General features: G+C 69.6%; 15 protein-coding genes. 13 read left to right on the top strand and 2 right to left on the bottom strand.

What is annotated here, in order from left to right; translation table 11 throughout:
* The first annotated feature begins 319 nt into the window (after nucleotides 1-319).
* The 5 genes from ACFY12_RS19505 to ACFY12_RS19485 all read left to right on the top strand — a co-directional run bounded on the left by ACFY12_RS19505 (nucleotide 320) and on the right by ACFY12_RS19485 (nucleotide 5,134).
* The gene (locus ACFY12_RS19505; protein WP_390717327.1) at nucleotides 320-1,294 is read left to right on the top strand and encodes a sugar ABC transporter substrate-binding protein; all 975 of its coding nucleotides are present in this window, start codon (nucleotides 320-322) and stop codon (nucleotides 1,292-1,294) included.
* Between the two features lie 137 nt (nucleotides 1,295-1,431).
* Nucleotides 1,432-2,406, top strand: coding sequence for an ABC transporter permease (locus ACFY12_RS19500; RefSeq protein ID WP_390717326.1), 975 nt, complete (start codon nucleotides 1,432-1,434; stop codon nucleotides 2,404-2,406).
* Complete coding sequence (locus ACFY12_RS19495) at nucleotides 2,403-3,212, top strand: ATP-binding cassette domain-containing protein (protein WP_390717046.1); 810 nt, start codon at nucleotides 2,403-2,405, stop codon at nucleotides 3,210-3,212. Before ACFY12_RS19500 ends, ACFY12_RS19495 begins: the two co-directional genes overlap by 4 nt.
* Before the next feature lie 231 nt (nucleotides 3,213-3,443).
* On the top strand, nucleotides 3,444-4,565 hold the full coding sequence (locus ACFY12_RS19490; protein ID WP_390717045.1) for an ROK family glucokinase: 1,122 nt from the start codon (nucleotides 3,444-3,446) through the stop codon (nucleotides 4,563-4,565).
* The gene (locus tag ACFY12_RS19485; protein ID WP_390717044.1) at nucleotides 4,562-5,134 is read left to right on the top strand and encodes a hypothetical protein; all 573 of its coding nucleotides are present in this window, start codon (nucleotides 4,562-4,564) and stop codon (nucleotides 5,132-5,134) included. The genes ACFY12_RS19490 and ACFY12_RS19485 overlap by 4 nt, the downstream gene beginning before the upstream one ends.
* Nucleotides 5,135-5,242: 108 nt before the next feature.
* On the opposite strand, the gene pcaB is transcribed toward ACFY12_RS19485, so the two are convergent.
* Together pcaB and ACFY12_RS19475 are read right to left on the bottom strand one after the other, a co-directional pair.
* Nucleotides 5,243-6,757, bottom strand: coding sequence for a 3-carboxy-cis,cis-muconate cycloisomerase (gene pcaB, locus ACFY12_RS19480; RefSeq protein ID WP_390717043.1), 1,515 nt, complete (start codon nucleotides 6,755-6,757; stop codon nucleotides 5,243-5,245).
* On the bottom strand, nucleotides 6,754-8,745 hold the full coding sequence (locus tag ACFY12_RS19475) for an FAD/NAD(P)-binding protein (RefSeq protein WP_390717042.1): 1,992 nt from the start codon (nucleotides 8,743-8,745) through the stop codon (nucleotides 6,754-6,756). Before ACFY12_RS19475 ends, pcaB begins: the two co-directional genes overlap by 4 nt.
* A 583-nt stretch (nucleotides 8,746-9,328) precedes the next feature.
* Between ACFY12_RS19475 and ACFY12_RS19470 the strand changes: the two genes are divergently transcribed.
* From ACFY12_RS19470 to ACFY12_RS19435, 8 genes are all read left to right on the top strand, one after another.
* Nucleotides 9,329-10,183 (top strand): BTAD domain-containing putative transcriptional regulator, encoded by an 855-nt coding sequence (locus tag ACFY12_RS19470; RefSeq protein WP_390717041.1) that lies wholly within the window; start codon nucleotides 9,329-9,331, stop codon nucleotides 10,181-10,183.
* A 648-nt stretch (nucleotides 10,184-10,831) separates the two neighbouring features.
* Nucleotides 10,832-11,803 carry a 2,3-diaminopropionate biosynthesis protein SbnA gene (gene sbnA, locus ACFY12_RS19465; RefSeq protein WP_390717040.1) on the top strand — a complete coding sequence of 324 codons (972 nt, stop codon included), beginning with the start codon at nucleotides 10,832-10,834 and terminating at the stop codon, nucleotides 11,801-11,803.
* Entirely contained in the window at nucleotides 11,800-12,861 is a 1,062-nt protein-coding gene (gene sbnB, locus ACFY12_RS19460; protein WP_390717039.1) for a 2,3-diaminopropionate biosynthesis protein SbnB, read from the top strand. The genes sbnA and sbnB overlap by 4 nt, the downstream gene beginning before the upstream one ends.
* Nucleotides 12,858-14,540, top strand: coding sequence for an amino acid adenylation domain-containing protein (locus ACFY12_RS19455; protein WP_390717038.1), 1,683 nt, complete (start codon nucleotides 12,858-12,860; stop codon nucleotides 14,538-14,540). The genes sbnB and ACFY12_RS19455 overlap by 4 nt, the downstream gene beginning before the upstream one ends.
* Nucleotides 14,537-15,766: an acyl-CoA dehydrogenase family protein gene (locus tag ACFY12_RS19450; RefSeq protein WP_390717037.1), complete on the top strand. Its 1,230-nt coding sequence runs from the start codon at nucleotides 14,537-14,539 to the stop codon at nucleotides 15,764-15,766. Before ACFY12_RS19455 ends, ACFY12_RS19450 begins: the two co-directional genes overlap by 4 nt.
* A gap of 180 nt (nucleotides 15,767-15,946) precedes the next feature.
* Nucleotides 15,947-16,522, top strand: a complete 576-nt coding sequence (locus ACFY12_RS19445) for a GAF domain-containing protein (RefSeq protein ID WP_390717036.1) — start codon at nucleotides 15,947-15,949, stop codon at nucleotides 16,520-16,522.
* Entirely contained in the window at nucleotides 16,519-16,758 is a 240-nt protein-coding gene (locus tag ACFY12_RS19440) for an acyl carrier protein (RefSeq protein ID WP_390717035.1), read from the top strand. Before ACFY12_RS19445 ends, ACFY12_RS19440 begins: the two co-directional genes overlap by 4 nt.
* Nucleotides 16,759-16,797: 39 nt before the next feature.
* Nucleotides 16,798-17,517, top strand: coding sequence for a thioesterase II family protein (locus ACFY12_RS19435; protein ID WP_390717034.1), 720 nt, complete (start codon nucleotides 16,798-16,800; stop codon nucleotides 17,515-17,517).
* The last annotated feature ends 1 nt before the right edge of the window (nucleotide 17,518 follow it).

Below are 17,518 nucleotides of genomic sequence, written 5' to 3'. Positions count from 1 at the left end.
CAACCGCATTCCGGCGGCCGTGGAGAAAAGGCGGTTCCACGATGACCAGCGTGCGTACGACCGGCGTCCGGGAAGTCGGGACCCCATGAACCGGGACAGATCACTGGTAACGGATACTTGGTCGCTTGGGCCCGGTCGGCGGGCACCGGCGGACGGTATCGTCCCCGGCCGGACCGGGAACCCCACGCGGCGCAGACAACCGACGCGCGGCGAAGCAACACAGCCGACACGGCGAGATCAACAGCCGACACGGCGAGATCAGCGGGAAGGGCGAGTCCTCGTGGCAAGGGTTCGGAGAAGGGGACGCGTCGTCAGCGCCGTGCTGGCGGCGGTGCTCGGCGCCTCCCTGGCGGGGTGCAGCAGCACCGGAGGCAAACGCGCCGAGGAGGAGCGCGCCGCCAAGGCTGCCGGCGGAAAGGCCGCGGTGAACACCCCGAGGTGGACATTCGCGATGGTCACCCACTCGGGAGACGGCGACACGTTCTGGGACATCGTGCAGAACGGCGCACAGCAGGCCGCAGCCAAGGACAACATCAAGTTCGTCTACGGACATGACGAGGAGGCCCAGCGGCAGAGCCAGCTGGTGCAGTCCTATATCGACCAGAAGGTCGACGGGCTGATCGTCTCGCTGGCCAAGCCCAACGCCATGAAGGACGTCGTCACCAAGGCCGTACGGGCCGGGATCCCGGTGGTCACGGTGAACTCCGGGGCCGAGGTGTCCAAGGCGTTCGGCGCGCTCACCCATATCGGGCAGGACGAGACGGTGGCCGGTGAGGCGGTCGGTGAGGAGCTGAACCGGCGCGGCCGCAAGAAGGCCCTCTGCGTCCTGCACGAGCAGGGCAACGTCGGCCATGAGCAGCGCTGCGAGGGCGCGGAGAAGACCTTCAAGGGCGAGCTGACGAAACTGTACGTCGAGGGCACGAACATGCCCGATGTGCAGTCCTCCATCGAGTCCAAGCTCCAGGCGGACCCGTCCGTCGACGCCGTCGTCACCCTCGGAGCGCCCTTCGCGCCCACCGCGGTCAAGGCCAAGGAGCAGGCCGGCAGCAAGGCCGAGATCGACACCTTCGACCTCAATGCCCAGGTCGCGGCCGGCCTCAAGGACGACTCCCTGGGCTTCGCCGTCGACCAGCAGCCCTACCTCCAGGGCTACCAGGCGGTCGACCTGCTGTGGCTGTACAAGTACAACGCCGACGTCCTCGGCGGCGGCAAGCCGGTGCTCACCGGACCGCAGGTGATCACCAAGAAGGACGCCGCGGCCCTGGAGGAGTACGCGAAGCGGGGGACCCGATGAGCGACACCCACGCATCCGCCGGCCGGTCCGCCGGGGGCGGGGACACCGACGGCCGGAACGCCGAGGGCAAGGACGGCGGGAACGCCCAGGGCAAGAAGGACGAACGGCTGCTGCGCCGCTCGCCGGCACGGCGCCTGATGAGCCGCCCCGAGCTGGGCTCGATCGTCGGCGCCGCCGCGGTCTTCGTCTTCTTCTCGGTCATCGCCGAGCCCTTCCTGAGGGCCTCCAGCCTGTCCACCGTCCTCTACGCGTCCTCGACGATCGGCATCATGGCCGTCCCGGTGGCGCTGCTGATGATCGGCGGCGAGTTCGATCTGTCGGCCGGTGTCATGGTCGTCAGCTCGGCGCTGATCTCGTCGATGTTCAGCTACCAGATGACCGCCAACACCTGGGTCGGTGTCGGGGTTTCCCTGCTGGTCACCCTCGCGTTCGGGGTGTTCAACGGCGTCCTGCTGACCCGGACGAAACTGCCCAGCTTCGTCATCACGCTGGGCACCTTCTTCATGCTGACGGGCCTCAACCTCGGTTTCACCAAGCTGATCAGCGGCACCGTCTCCACGAAGTCCATCGCCGACATGGAGGGCTTCGAGTCCGCCCGTGCGGTCTTCGCCTCGCATCTGACCGTCGGCGGAGTCGACATCCAGATCACCATCCTGTGGTGGATCGGGCTGGTCGCCCTCGCCACCTGGATCCTGCTGCGCACCCGCGTCGGCAACTGGATCTTCGCGGTGGGCGGCAACGCCGACGCCGCACGGGCGGTCGGCGTCCCGGTCACCAGGACCAGGATCGGCCTCTACATGGGCGTCGCCTTCGCCGCCTGGATCTCCGGACAGCACCTGCTGTTCTCGTACGACGCGATCCAGTCCGGCGACGGCGTGGGCAACGAGTTCCTCTACATCATCGCCGCGGCGGTCGGCGGCTGTCTGATGACCGGCGGCTTCGGCTCGGCGATCGGTGCCGCCGTCGGCGCCTTCATCTTCGGTATGGCCAGCAAGGGCATCGTGTACGCGCAGTGGAACCCGGACTGGTACAAGTTCTTCCTCGGCGCGATGCTGCTGCTCGCCACGCTCCTGAACGCATGGGTCCGCAAGCGGGCGGAGGACAAGGCATGACAGCGCTGGTCGAGCTGACGGACATCAGCAAGTACTACGGCCACGTCCGGGCCCTGGAAGGCGTGTCCCTGGAGGTGCACGCCGGGGAGATCACCTGCGTCCTGGGCGACAACGGCGCCGGCAAATCCACCCTCATCAAGATCATCGCGGGGCTGCACCGGCATGACGCCGGCAGCTTCACCATCGAGGGTGAGGAGACGTCCCTGTCCTCGCCGCGCGAGGCCCTGGACCGGGGGATCGCCACCGTCTACCAGGACCTGGCGGTCGTCCCCCTGATGCCGGTGTGGCGGAACTTCTTCCTCGGCTCCGAGCCGACCACCGGAGCCGGCCCGTTCAAGCGGCTCGATGTCCGTACGATGCGCGAGACCACCCGCAGCGAACTGCTGCGGATGGGCATCGACCTGCGCGATGTCGACCAGCCCATCGGGACCCTCTCGGGCGGCGAGCGGCAGTGCGTCGCCATCGCCCGGGCCGTCTACTTCGGTGCCAAGGTCCTCGTCCTGGACGAGCCGACGGCGGCGCTCGGCGTCAAGCAGTCCGGCGTGGTCCTCAAGTATGTCGCGGCCGCCCGGGACGCCGGACTCGGCGTGGTGTTGATCACCCACAATCCACACCATGCCTACCTCGTCGGCGACCGCTTCGTCCTCCTCAAGCGGGGCACGATGGCCGGCAGCCACACCAAGTCGGAGATCGCTCTGGAGGAGCTGACCCGCCAAATGGCGGGCGGCAGCGAACTGGAGCAGCTCAGCCATGAGCTGGCCCGCAGCACCACGATGAAGTTCCCCGGCGGCCACCGGCCCGACTGACCACCGGCCGCACCGCCCCGCGCCCCGCGCCGCCTCCGGGCCGCGCGGGGCGCTGCGCTGTCGGCCACTGTGCGCCGGACACCGCCGGTGATGCACAATCGCAGCGGACCAGCACACCGAGGCCCCGGCCTCCCGAGACCCCGCAGGGACGAGACGACTCTTGCGCGCACGCAGCCGCCACGACCACCACGGCGAACAGGGCCGCGACCGTAACGGCGAAGAGGTGGGTCGATGAGCATGTACCGGGACCGGGTGCACCGGGGATCCGCCCGGGCCACCGTGCTGCGCACGGTCGGCACCCGCGAGCGGCGCTCGCATCTGACCGCCCCCCGGGTGCCCACCGTGGGCATCGACATCGGCGGCACCAAGGTCATGGCCGGTGTGGTCGACGCCGACGGCACCATCCTCGAGAAGGTCCGCACCGAGACGCCGGACAAGTCCAAGAGCCCCAAGGTCGTCGAGGACACCATCACCGAGCTGGTGCTCGACCTCTCCGACCGGCACGACGTGCACGCCGTCGGCATCGGCGCGGCCGGCTGGGTCGACGCGGACCGCAGCAACGTCCTCTTCGCCCCGCACCTGAACTGGCGCAACGAGCCGCTGCGGGACCGCCTGGCGGGCCGCCTCGCGGTCCCCGTCATGGTCGACAACGACGCCAACACCGCCGCCTGGGCGGAGTGGCGGTTCGGCGCCGGCCGTGGCGAGGACCACCTCGTCATGATCACCCTCGGCACGGGGATCGGCGGCGCGATCCTGGAGGACGGCGCCGTCAAGCGCGGCAAATACGGGGTGGCCGGCGAATTCGGCCATATGCAGGTCGTGCCCGGCGGCCATCGCTGCCCGTGCGGCAACCGCGGCTGCTGGGAGCAGTACAGCTCCGGCAACGCCCTCGTCCGCGAGGCTCGGGAGCTGGCCGCCGCGGACTCCCCGGTCGCGTACAACATCATCGAGCGGGTCGGCGGCCGTATCGGCGACATCACCGGGCCGCTGATCACCGAGCTGGCCCGGGAGGGCGACGCGATGTGCGTCGAACTCCTCCAGGACATCGGCCAGTGGCTCGGCGTCGGTATCGCCAACCTCGCCGCCGCGCTCGACCCGTCCTGCTTCGTCATCGGCGGCGGGGTCAGCGCCGCCGACGACCTGCTGATCGGGCCGGCCCGGGACGCCTTCCGGCGCCACCTCACCGGCCGCGGCTACCGCCCCGAAGCCACCATCGCCAAGGCCCAGCTGGGCCCGGAAGCCGGCATGGTGGGCGCCGCCGACCTGGCCCGGCTGGTGGCCCGCCGCTTCCGCCGCGCCAACCGCCGCCGCGTCGAGCGCTACGAGCGCTATGAACGGACCGGCCGCCGATGACCGACACCGAAGCCCACCCCATGCCCGAGGACCGCCGCCCCGCCGCGCCGCCCGGCGCCAAGCGCCACCGCCCCCTGCTGACGGCGCTGATCGTCTTCCTGCTGATCGCGATCCCGGCCGGCTACATCGTCATCTCCGCGGAGCAGAGCCGCGACAGCGGTGCGGGGAAGCAGGCCGAGGCCGCGGCCACCGGCCTGACCAACGCCTTCCCCTCCAAGGTCCAGCAACGGATCTACAACGTCCCGGTCCCCATCGGCTCCACCCCCGTCTACTACTACGAGACCAACTCCTGGCAGAGCAGCTCACTGTTCGTCCAGTTCAGGACGAACACATGGGGCCTGAACCACTACCTCAAGGCAGTCGGCACCAGCCCCGCCGCCCTGCGGAAGGACCGGCACACGATCACGCCCGGCGACGCGGCGAAGGTCGGCTGGGACTTCGGCGCCGACCAGCCCTGGGCCGGCACGGCCACCCGGAGCCAGAATCCACGGCCCGCCCAGCAGATCATGGTCAGCTACGACGAACCGGGGCACCCTCTGGTGTACGTCGTCTCCACCGTGAACTTCTGACCCCGCGGCGCCGGACCGAGCAGGAACAGCCAGGCGCGCGGCCACCTCGGCCATCGTGAGCCGCATGTATCCCGAGGAAACCGTGTGGTGGCCAGGCCCAGTCCACGCTCAGCCAAGGCGTACGTGTACGGGCTCGCACCCGCATTCCGGCCCACCCGGCGGAAAATGCGGGTGGGCCGGTGACGGAGCGTCAGTTGCCAGTGACGGAGGCGCCTTCAGGGCCGTGTCGACGAGGATGTCGGCGACGCCGCTGTAGCGCGTGGGGTCGAGGAGGTCGGACAGTTCACCGGCGGACAGGACATCGTCCAGTTCGGGCAGCCCGGCGAGGACCGTGTGCAGGGGGCGCCTGGTGCGGTGTGCCTCCTGGGAGGCCCGGGTGAGCAGTGCGCGTGCGGCTCGTCTGCCGAGCCGTGGTGCCAGCACCGCCGCGATCCGCTCCGAGACGATCTGCCCGCCCGTCAGGTTCAGGTTGGCACGCATCCGCGCGGAGTCCACCTCGATGCCCTCGGCCAGCTCGACCGCTGTATGGGCCGCGCCTCCGGTCAGCCGCAGGCACTCGCGCAGCAACTGCCATTCCGCGTGCCACGCTCCGGCCGATCGTTCGTCCTCCGTCACCAAGCACTGTGTCAGGCCCGCTGCCATCACCGGCACTTGCAGCGCCGCGCTGCGCACGAGGGTCGCGAGGACCGGATTGCGCTTGTGCGGCATCGCGGAGGAGGCGCCACGGCCAACCGCCGTGGGCTCGGCGACCTCCGCCACCTCGGTCCGGGACAGGAACTGCACATCCATCGCGATCTTGCCAAGGGCACCGGCGGTGAACGACAGCGTCGCGGCCAGATCGGCGACCGGTGTGCGCAGGGCGTGCCAGGGCAGCAGTGGTACGGACAGGCCGGTCTCCTCGGCGTAGGCGTCGAGGAGACGGCGCAGGAAGTCCTCGCGGTCGAAGGAGTCCTGAGAGGAGTTCCGCGCTCCCGCCCCGTCCAGGGAGGCGTACTGCGTATAACCGGCCAGGGTGCCCGCCGCGCCGCCCAGTGCGAACGGCAGGCCGTGCGACAGCAGCCGGTCGACCCGTTCGAGCGCGTCCGTCACCAGGGAACGCCAGCCGGCGGCCTTCAGCCCGAACGTCGTCGGGACGGCGTGGAGCGCCAGTGTGCGGCCCGCCATCGTGGTGTCGCGATGCTGCGCGGCCAGCGCGGCGAGAACCTCCGCGACCCGGGCGAGGTGGGCGCGTATGAGCCCGAGGGCATGGCGGGCGACGAGCATGGCTCCGGTGTCGAACACGTCCTGGCTGGTCGACCCGCGGTGCACATATTCTGCCGCCTCCGGATCATCCGCGGCGACCACTTCGGTCAGCGCGGCGACCAGGCCCACCACCGGGTTCGCGGTCTCGCGTGCACCGTGGGCAACCGCCGTAAGGTCGATCCGGTCCGCTCGCGCCGCCGCTGTAATGGCCTTCGCCGCCGCCTGGGGGAGGACGCCGATCCGGGCCTGGGCACGGGCCAGCGCCGCCTCCGCGTCCAGCATGGCCTGTAACCAGGCGGTATCACTGACCACCGACTCGACAGGCGTGCCCGCCCGTACCGGCGACAGCAGCCCGGAGTCGGGCGAGGTGGAGACGTTCATGCCGTGACCTCCGTGAGCCGTCCTGATGATGAAGCGTCGTGCAACGGAGCCGGGCGGGCCGGGCCGACTGCCGGTGAGAGAGCCAGTACGGCGCGTGCGATGGCGTCGGAGTCCCCGAGGGTGACCGAGTTGACTCCGGGGCGGGTGCCCGCCGCCGTCACCCAGTGCACGGACTCGGTGGGTACACCGAACGCGAAGACCCGGGGATGCGCCCGCCCACGCCCGTCGACCACGTGGTACGGCCGCTGGGTGACCTCCAGACCTCCGGTCTCGTAGGTCCGGCCGCAGGCAGCCGGGATATGGAAGGTGCGGCACTGCCCGGTGTCCAGCATCTGGCGCAGCAGCGGCGCCCCGGTCTGCCGCAGGTCGACGTCGGGCAGCCGGGCCTCGATCAGGACCGACGCCCGGAATGCCGCCCCGGGCACGGCGGCGGATTCCGCGACGAACGCGGGCTCCCGGTGATCCACCCCGATCGCCAGGCCGGGGCCCACCACGTCGAGGACGCCCGCCTCCATAAGGGCCACCATCTCCTCGATGCGGGACACCGGGGGGCCGATCGACAGGAAGGCGTTGAGGCCGGTGTACCAGCCGTCGAGCTCGTCGCGGTGCGAGTCGCCGTCGAGACCGGCGTGGTCGACCACCAGCCGGATCTCGTTGCGCAAGTCGCGCAGGACGTCCAGGGCGGCCTTGTGCGGGTTGTCCACGTTGCCGCCCCTGGCCCGCCGTATGTCTTGCCGGAGGTGGTCCAGGAGCCAGCCACGGAAGTCGGAATGGTCGGTGAAGTGCCGGTCTCCGTAGGGGCGTTCGATGCGGTCCCAGCGCCACAGGTCACTTGTGGCGACGCCGAAGTCGAGCGCCGCGGCGGTCCGTGCCTTGTCGTCGGAGGCGGCCAGACACGCCTCCGCCAGGCGCTCGGCGTCCTGTTCGCGTCCCTGCGCGGTGAGCAGGGTCTCGTAGTAGACGCTCTCCACCTCCTTGGCGATCAAGGGCCACAGGGCGGCGGAGAAGTCCAGGCGGTAGCCGTCCCGGCGTAGTTCGGCCAACTCGTCGAGGACGGCCTGGGTCAGTACCCGGGGCAGGTGCCGGCCGTGGGGTCCCTTCTGGTTCTCGCCCCTGGCGTGGTACGGGATGCCGCGCCGGGAGCCGGCGATCAGCCGCGGTTCACGACCGGACGGCCGGTAGCGCAGCTGCTCCCCGACGCGGTCGAAGGTGCCACCGCGGCCGACGGTGAACAGTGCCATGTGGTCGAAGAAGTTCAGGCCCAAGCCGCGCAGGAGAACCGGCTGCGCCGGAGCGATGAACGATCCGTCGACGTCCGCCGGGTTGGCCGGAGCGAGGTGCGGCAGGCCCGCCGCCTCCGCCGCGCGGGCGATCTCGGTCCGTTTACGGGACGGCACGTGTCCGAGGGCGAGGACGACCGAGTCGAGCCGGGGGAGCCGCGTGCCGTCCTCCAGGGACAGGGAGAGCAGGCCCTGTTCGTCCGGCTCGGGTGTTTCGTTGAGCGCTGTGGCGGCGCTGCGGTGCACGGTGATGGTGATGTGGTCCGGGGCGGCGATGACGACCTCGCGGAACGCATCCTCCAGATAACTGCCGTACAGGGCGCGGGTCGGGTAGTCGTCGGGGCCCAGGGCGGCTGCCTCGGCCAGGGTGGTGTCGTCGTAACCGCCGAGCAGCCGCTCCAGCTCGCTCAGTGTGCCCAGACGCCGCGCCCATGCGTACAGGCTGGGGCCGGGTTCGATCGGGCCGGAAATGTCGACGGAGGAGTCGGTGTAGACGGTCACCTGGGAGGCGACGGTGTTCATCAGCAGTTCGCGTGACTGATCGGTCCGCCAGACCTGGCCCGCTCCAGGCCGGGCGGGATCGACCACGTGGACCGTGATGGCCGGGTGCGAGGCGGAGTGGCGTTCGTTGGCGCACAGCCGTTCCAGCACCGAAAGGCCGCGGGGTCCGGCGCCGACGATGCAGACGGTGAGCGGTGCAGTGCTCACAGGAATCTCCCCCAAGGGGTTGCAGCCCAGGAAGGCCGGCGCTCGTTCGCCCGGAGCGGGCCGGAGCCCGGAGACCGAGTGATCGAGCGGAGCCGGCGGCAGGCGGTTCGTTCCGGTGCGCCGAGACGATCTGACCATGCGAGATGACGAGCTCGGTGGTATGGCTGCCGTCATCGGGCACCCCCGTCCGACGTGTGAGGTGAAGGGAACGCAATGCCTGCAGCCGACCGGCGTATTGGGTGGCTCGAATGCTGAGGTGCAGTGAGCCTTGCAAACAGCACTCAAGGAACTGTTGGTCAAACTGTCGACGTGCAGTGCACGCCTGCCGAACCGTCGCGGGCTCAGCCCGGTGGACGGGGCTGCTCAGGACGGCTCCGACGCCGTGACGCACCAGCCGCAGCGAGGTCATCTCACCTGGTGACCAGCGGTTACGGGACTTCCGAAACACGCCTCGGCGTTCCCGGTCAAGAGTGAGAAGCGGCCAGGCAGACTTGATTTCAACCTGGTTACGAAAGGGTGCTACCTGGATCATGCGTATGGCTGGACTACGCGTTCGACTACCGAACAGTTCCAAGGGGGAACAGTGCAACTCGCCGTGTCTTCAGCGGATCAGGTATACGAAAGCACCCTTGTACCGGAGGAAGGGAAACCAGCCAGGACGTGCTGCGGACTACTGGGGCCCTTGCGCATCGGAGTCGATGATGCGGACGAACCTGTGAGTCTCGCCCCGAAAATACGCACCGTGCTCGCGATGTTGTGTGTCCACCCCGACCAAGTGGTCCCGGTCTCCGCACTGATGCGGGAGCTGTGGTCCGATCAGCCACCGACGAGTGGGCTGCGTACCCTGCAGACTTACGTCCTCAACATCCGCAAGCTGCTGTCCCAGATGGCCGGTCGCGAGCCGGCGGAAATCGCCCAGGAGGTGCTGGTCACCCGGTCCGGCGGGTACGTCCTGCAGAGCTCTGGAATGCGCCTGGACTGGCTGGACTTCATGGAGCTGGCCGACCGCGGCCGGGCGGAACTGGCAGCCGGTGACGGCCGCACCGGGATCCGGCTGCTGGAGGAGGCGCTGGGCCTGTGGCACGGCAACGCCCTCGCGGACGTGCCGACCGGACCCGTGCTGGAGTCGCGACGCCTGCATCTGGAGGAGTCGCGGCTGGATACGGTGGAGGCGCTGGTCGATGCCAAGATCGAGGCTGGGCTGCATCAGAAGGTGATCGCCGAACTCGCCTCGCTCACCAGCGAGCACCCGTACCACGAGGGGCTGCACGCTCAGTACATGCGTGCCCTCGCACTCAACGGGCGCCGGGCCCGGGCGCTGGAGGTGTTCGGCGGGCTGCGGGCCCGGCTGGTGGACGAGATCGGCATCGAGCCGGGCTATCCGCTGCAGCAGCTCCAGCTGAGAATTCTGAACTCGCATGCACCGGAAAGCCGTTAGCTTTCGGTGAGTTGAACGCCGAGCCGTCCCCCTGCATTTCGCGCCTGCCCAGCGGCGGCACCTATTCGACCCGAACCCTCGACACCGGCTCCGGGACGGGACCTCCGGAGCGACGGGATGCGGATATTCCCGGTTTTCCGGTTACCGTCTGTTCTTGGAATGCACCCGTTGCTCCGCATGGCCTCGGCAAACCCGTAGCGGAGGACCTCTTTTCACGGGTTGGCGGGCATGAACGCCTTGATCATGTGGGTTGCCGAAGACCCGCACGCTCGGAAGGGGCGGTCATGCCCGCCTGTGTCATGTCGTCGCACAGCCGACCGCCCCGGCCGCCCCGGTCCACGCATGCGAGCCCATGACCACCTCTCGGACCGGTGCCATCAGTGGATTGAGCGTTCCTCGTCACCGATCTCAACAGGGGTCTGGGACGGTGAACGGGCGAAGGCGTGCGCCACTAGTGCGACACCGTGACATCGCACGGCCGGCTCGTACCGCCACGGACTCTCCGCTGAACCGATCGATCTCACCTGGCCGAAGGGGCGTGTGACCACACCCCGGCACACGCCCGCGACGCACGCTCCGACGGACCCGAGCCTCCTCAGTGCGGATCGGTTCCGGTCCCACCCGGATGAACGGAAGTGAAGACAGCGCATGACCGTCATCACCGCGGCTCACGAACTCCTCGACGGCGATGTCTACATCGACCTGCAACCCAGTCTCGGCCTGCCACTGCACCTCAAATGTGAGGGCTTCAACTTCGCGGGGTCCATCAAGATCCAGCCCGCCGCGCGGATGATCGACGCGGCCCAGCGCGACGGCCTCATCGGACCGGACTCCGTGCTCATCGAGTCCTCCTCCGGCAACCTCGGCGTGGCGCTCGCCGTGATCGCCGCCTCCAAGGGGCTGAAGTTCGTCTGCGTCACCGACCCCAAGTGCAATCCCACGACCGCAGACCTGATCCGGGCTCTCGGCGCCGAGGTCGTCGTGGTGGACGAACCCGACACCGCCGGTGGCTACCTCGCCGCCCGCAAGGCGTACGTGAGCCGCCGCTGCGCCGAGGATCCGGCCTGCGTCTGGCTCAACCAGTACGAAAATCCCGCCAACTGGATCGCCCACTACGAGACCACCGCGGCCCTCATCGCCAAGGACTTCCCCGACCTCAACACCCTGTTCATCGGCGCGGGCACCGGAGGCACCCTGACGGGCTGCGCCCGCTACTTCCGCGAACACCGGCCCCAGGTCCGCATCATTGCCGTCGACAGCGTCGGTTCCGTGAGTTTCGCGGGCACGCCCGGACCACGGCACATCCCCGGACTGGGCGCCGGCGCACCGATGCCGCTGATCGACCCCGCACTCGTCGACGAGGTCATCCGTATCCATGAGATCGACACCATCCGCACCTGCCGCCGGCTCGCAGCCCGCGGCATCCTCCTGGGTGGCTCCTCCGGGACGGTGATCACCGCCGCCTCACAGTGGTTCGCCCACCGCCGCGGCACCCCGCACACCGCTGTGGCCATCGCTCCGGACCTGGGGGAGCGCTATATCAACACGATCTACAACGACACCTGGGTCACCCACCACTACGGCCATGACGACCTGCACAAGATCCTGGAGACGTTTTGAGCAGTCAGGCTGACGCCCCCCAGTTCTCCGTCGTCCCGGGCAGCACCGTCCACCAGGTGCTCGACGGGCGGCAACAGGAGATCATCGAACTCGTCGAGAAGGCATACCGCCTGCACGGCGAGGGCCGAACGGTCAACCCGCCGTCGTACTTCCTGCGGTTCCCGGAACGGCCCACCGCCCGCATCATCGCCCTGCCTGCCTCGGTCGGCGGCGACCGCCCGGTCGACGGCCTGAAGTGGATCTCCAGCTTCCCGGACAATCTCGATCGCGGCATCCCGCGCGCCTCCGCGGTTCTCATCCTCAACGACCCGGCCACCGGCTACCCGTACGCCTGCCTGGAGAGCTCCATCATCAGCGCCGTGCGTACCGCCGCCTCCGCCGCGGTCGCGGCCCGCGCGCTCGGTGGGAACCGGCCCGTCCCGCGCCGCGTCGGCTATCTCGGCACCGGGCTCATCGCGCGCTATGTGCACTCCTACCTGTCCGCACTCGACCGGACCCCGCGGGAGTACGCCGTCCACGACCTGTCGGCCGGCTACGCGCGAAGCTTCGCTGACCACTTGGCCCGTACCGCGGGCGACGCGTCCGTGCACGTCCTGGACTCGGCGCAGGAACTGATCCGCTCCTGCGACGTGATCGTATGCGCCACCACGGCGGGCACGCCCCACCTCCTGGAACCGTCCTGGTTCGCTCACCACCCGCTGGTGCTGCACGTGTCGCTGCGGGACCTGGGCACCGACGTCGTCCTGGACAGCTTCAACGTCGTCGACGACATCGAGCACGCACTGAAGGCGAACACCTCGGTCCACCTGGCGGAACAGCGCACCGGCGGCCGCGACTTCCTGAACGGCACCCTGTACGACGTGCTCACCGGCGCGCTGGAGGTACCGGCCGACCGTACCGTGGTCTTCTCGCCGTTCGGGCTCGGCGTACTCGACCTTGCGGTCGGGGAGCACGTCCACACCCGCGCCCGCGAGAGCGGCCGGCTGCTCGCCGTGGACGGGTTCTTCCACGACCTCGACCGTCACAGCTCCCCGGACGCGGGGGAGGGCCGGCGATGACCACCACACCGCAGCGCGCCGGCGCACCGGCACGGGTCTGGGCCGAACTCCCCCTGGCGCCCGGCACGGTGGTCCGCGCGAGGGAGCTGGCTCTGCGCGACGTCCGCGCACACGACACCGCGACCGCCTTGCTGGACCATGTCATCGGGCATGCCGAACGCGGCCCGGACCGCCCGGCCGTCGTCGAAGGCGACCGCACACTGAGCTACCAGGACCTGCTGATCCGGGTCGCCGCGACCCGGGACGCCCTGCACGCCGCCGGGGTGCGTGCCGGAGACGCCGTCGCTGCCATCGGCCCACGCAGCGCCGGCACTCCGGTCGTCTTCCTGGCGCTGGAGGCCCTGGGCGCCTCCTACGTGCCACTCGATCCGAGCTGGCCGGAGGTCAGGGTCCGCGATGTCCTCGCCCGCAGCCGGGCGGTGCTGCTCCTGGACTACTCGGGCGACGGCGACGCACCGCACGCCGCCCGATCGGCCGCGGCCGCCGAGCAGATCGCCGTCCTGCCGCTGCCCACAGAGAGCGCGGGCACCGCGCTCCCGGGCCGGGACGGCACCGACCGCTCCCGGGAGGTCCGCTACACGATCTTCACGTCGGGGACCACCGGCCGTCCCAAGGGCGCCACGGTCGAACACCAGGGTATGGTCAACCACCTGTGGGCCAAGGCGGCCGATCTGTCGCTGGGGCCCGACGACGCGGTGGCGTTCACCGCTCCGCTCGTCTTCGACATCTCGATCTGGCAGATGCTGTGCCCGCTGCTGGTCGGAGGCCGGGTGGTGGTGGTCGGTGACACGGCCATGAGGTTGCCCCGCTGGCTCATCGGCGTCCTCGACGCCGCGGCCGTCACGGTCGTGGAGCTCGTGCCCACCGTCGTCGGCTGGCTCGTCGACGACCTGGCCCGCCGCAAACGCGTCGGACTGCCCGTGCTGCGGTGGCTGCTCTCCACCGGCGAGGAACTGTACCCGGCCGTCGCGGAACGCGTCCTCGCGACTCTCCCGCACGTGTCCGTGGTCAACGCCTATGGCCCCACGGAGTGTTCCGACGATGTCACCCACCACGTGGTGGTGCCGGGCGACCTGACCCGTCCCCGGCTTCCGGTCGGCGCGCCGGTCGCCAACACCACTCTCCACGTGCTGGTCCAGGACGCGGAGGGCGGCCGCTGGCGGGCGGCCGAACCAGGCGAAAGCGGCGAGCTCTTCGTCGGCGGCACAGGAGTGGGGCTGGGCTACCTCAACGACCGCGACACCACCGACCGCACCTTCTTCCGTGACCCCTTCGACCCGGACTCCGCCACCGGCCGCCTCTACCGCTCCGGCGACCTGGCCCGCGTCGACGAAGGACTCGTGTACTACCTGGGCCGCAGCGACCGGCAGGTGAAGGTGTCCGGTGTCCGTATGGAGCTCGGCGAGATCGAGGTCGTCCTGAGCCGGCATCCGGCCGTCGAACAGTGCGCGGTCGTGGTCTCCGGTGATGGTGCGCACGGTGAACTGGTCGCCCACTACAGCCTGCGCGCCCCCATGCCCCAGACCGAGCTGCAGGAGGCGCTGAGCGAGGCGCTGCCGATGGCGATGGTGCCCAAACGCTGGCGGGAATGGGACGCGCTACCCCTGACGCACAACGGAAAGATCGACCACCGGTCGCTCCAGGCGGCCGCCGTCACCCCCCGGAAAGAGGCACCATGACGAGCGCGATACCGAAGACCATCGAACCCGGTGCCCCGGTGGGCGGGGCCGCGGCGGTGGTGCCGGACGGTACGGTGCCGGATCTCACGCAGCGCGTCGCCGCCGTGACCCGGGTTGCCGAGGAGCACCTCCCCGAAACCGAACGCGACGCGGTGTTCCCCGAACACGCGCTGGCGGAGATGCGCCGCACCGGGCTTCTCGGACTGCTCGTACCGGTCGAGTACGGCGGGCTCGGCGGTACGGTCGCCGACCTCGTCGAGGTGAGCATGGCCCTCGGCCGTACCGACATGTCAGTGGCGATGATCTTCGCCATGCACTGCCAGCAGTCCGAGGCGATCGTCAGGTACGCCGCCTCCCCGCTGCGCGAAGACCTGCTCTCCCGACTCGCCGCGGGGAAGCTGTACTTGGCATCGGTGACCACCGAACCGGGCAAGGGCGGCCACCTGTTCAGGTCGTACGCCCCCCTCAGCGAGGGCGACGGCACACTGGAGATCGACCGGACGGCCCCGATCGTGACCGGCGGCACCGTGGCGGACGGTTTCCTCATCACGATGCGCAGCCCGCAGGCCACGGCCGATCGCCATGTCTCCCTGGTCTACGCCCACCGGCACCAACTGCGGGTGGAGAGCGCCGGGGTGTGGTGCCCGATGGGGATGCGCGCCAGCCACAGCCTGCCACTGACACTGACGGGAACCATCCCCGCCCACCAAGTGATCGGCGAACACGGCGCCTTCCACCGCATCGCCCAGTCCGTCTTCGGGCCACTCGCCCACATCGGCTGGTCGGCGGCCTGGCTGGGCACCGCCGCCGGCGCCCTGTCCCGCGTCCTGCGGCTGCTGCGCGATCCGGCGGGCCGCAAACGCTTCGACCTCGGCTCGGAGCTGCTGATGACCCGGCTCTCCGGGGCCAGGGCACGGCTCGACACCGTGCACGCCCTGCTGCGTCGCGCCGAGGCGCTCGTGATGAGCGGTGCCGACCTGTCGGGGGCGAGCAGTCAACTCCTGCTGAACAACCTGAAGATCACTGCCGCGGAGGAGTGTCACCGGGCTGTCGACGGCCTGGTGGATGCCGTCGGGCTCAGGCATGGCTACCTGCAGGACTCGCCGACCCGACTGGAGAAGGCGCTGCGCGACCTGCGTTCCGCCGTGCTGAATTACAGCAACGACCGACTGCATCTGGCCGATGGGCAGTTGTGCCTGCTCGACCCGGACGTGCGCTTCGCCTGAGTCCGATGTGAATTCCTTCTTGTGCCACCGGAAATCAGCTGTTAGTGTCGGGAAAAGTGAGAGTGGCGCACAGTGAATTTGCGCCGATTCCCTCGGACTTGAATCCGCCGGTCCTCTTTTCGTAACCGTGCGCCGAGGTCGAAGAAGTCACCGCATCCACCCCATCACCAAGGGATTCTTATGCCTGGAAACGGTTCGGGAAATTCGACAGAGAACTGGAACACCGCGCTGCGCTACATCGCAGGACGCAAGGCGGCCGAGGAATCCCTGGGGTTCCTCGCGCACATCAGCGCAACCATCCAGCGGGCCGCCGACCTCAGGGAAGTCACCCCGGCGGTGGCCAAGTCCTGCGTCCCCTTCCTCGCTTCCGCCCTCTCACTGGGTGCCCTCGCCACGCACTCCCAGCTCGTGGTCCAGTCGCCGGCCGAGTTCTCCACGGCGCTGGACAACGTACGCGGCCTCGCCGAGGACAACGGTGGCGAAACGCTCGTGATCAGCGGCCATGACGGCCTGGTCAAACAGACGGATCCGAGCCACCTCGACCGACTGCGCCAGTGGAACGCGGAGTCGGCGGTGGGCATCCCGCTGGTCTACCGGGGGGTGCGCGGTGGCCACCTCGTTCTGCTGCGCGGTCAGGGGCACCGCCGGGGCCCGATCAGCCCCGGCGACCTGGCACTCATCTCCGAAGTGGCCGACCGGGTCGCGGCGTTCAACGCGTTCGCCACGCAATTGGCCGGTGCGGACGGTCTGTCATGACGGCGACCTGGCAGGACGTGCGTTCCTGGATTCTCCAGCGCAACCCGGAGCTCGGTGAGGGCGATCTGGATCCGGAAACCGACATCATCGAATCTCAGATCGTCGACTCCCTGCAATTCGTGGAACTGGTCCTGCACATCGAGGAGCTGCGCGGCGAAATGCTGGAGTCCATGGACGTGGACCTGGATTCCTTCCGCACTCTCAAAAATATCGAGCAGAATTTCCTTCTGCAGTAGCAGCAGACGGAAATCCAACGGGAAGACGCAGGGAGCGGCATGACGAGCGGACGATCCATCGTAGTTCAGGGCAGTCTGCGCGACGCCGTCGACGCCGTGGCCTTCCTGCCACCGGCCGGCAGCGTCACCTCACCCTTTCTCCCGATCGGGGCACTGCTGCCGCCCGCCGTACCGGCGCTCCACTGTGAGCTGCCGGGCCGCGGCCGACTGGCTCACGAGGAGGCGCCCGCCTCCGTGTCCGCCGCCGTGGACCGTTGGGTGGACGACCTCACCGCGCTGCTGCCGAAAGGCCGGCTGCACCTGTTCGGGCACAGCCTGGGGGCTCTGTTCGCCTATGAACTGGCCGCCCGGCTCGAAGAACATCCCCGATACGAGGTCACCGGCCTGTCGGTCTCCGGTGCTCCCACACCTGACAGCGCCCCCCGCGCCCTGGTGGCCGCGGCGTTCGAGGCTCTGCGCCGAGACCAGCGCCCCGCCGACACAGAGGGCGACGCGGACGGGACATGCCTGGCCCTGGATCTGCGCATGCGGCGGGAGCACCGCATCAGCCGGCAGTCGGTCCAGGTCCCGCTCGCAGTCTTCGGTGGCGAGTCCGACCCCTTCGCGCGCCCCGCCGGCATGGCGGAGTGGAAGCGCTTCACCACAGGCCCGTTCCTGGGGACGTTCACCTTCCCCGGCGGGCACGACTACTACCTCTCCGGTCACCTCCCGATCGCCACGACGATCGCCGACCTCGTCGCCGCGGCGACCACCCCGTAAC

This window comes from Streptomyces sp. NPDC001339 (genome assembly GCF_042895955.1).
Classification (GTDB): Bacteria; Actinomycetota; Actinomycetes; order Streptomycetales; family Streptomycetaceae; genus Streptomyces.
This window is presented reverse-complemented; position numbering and strand designations above follow the sequence as displayed.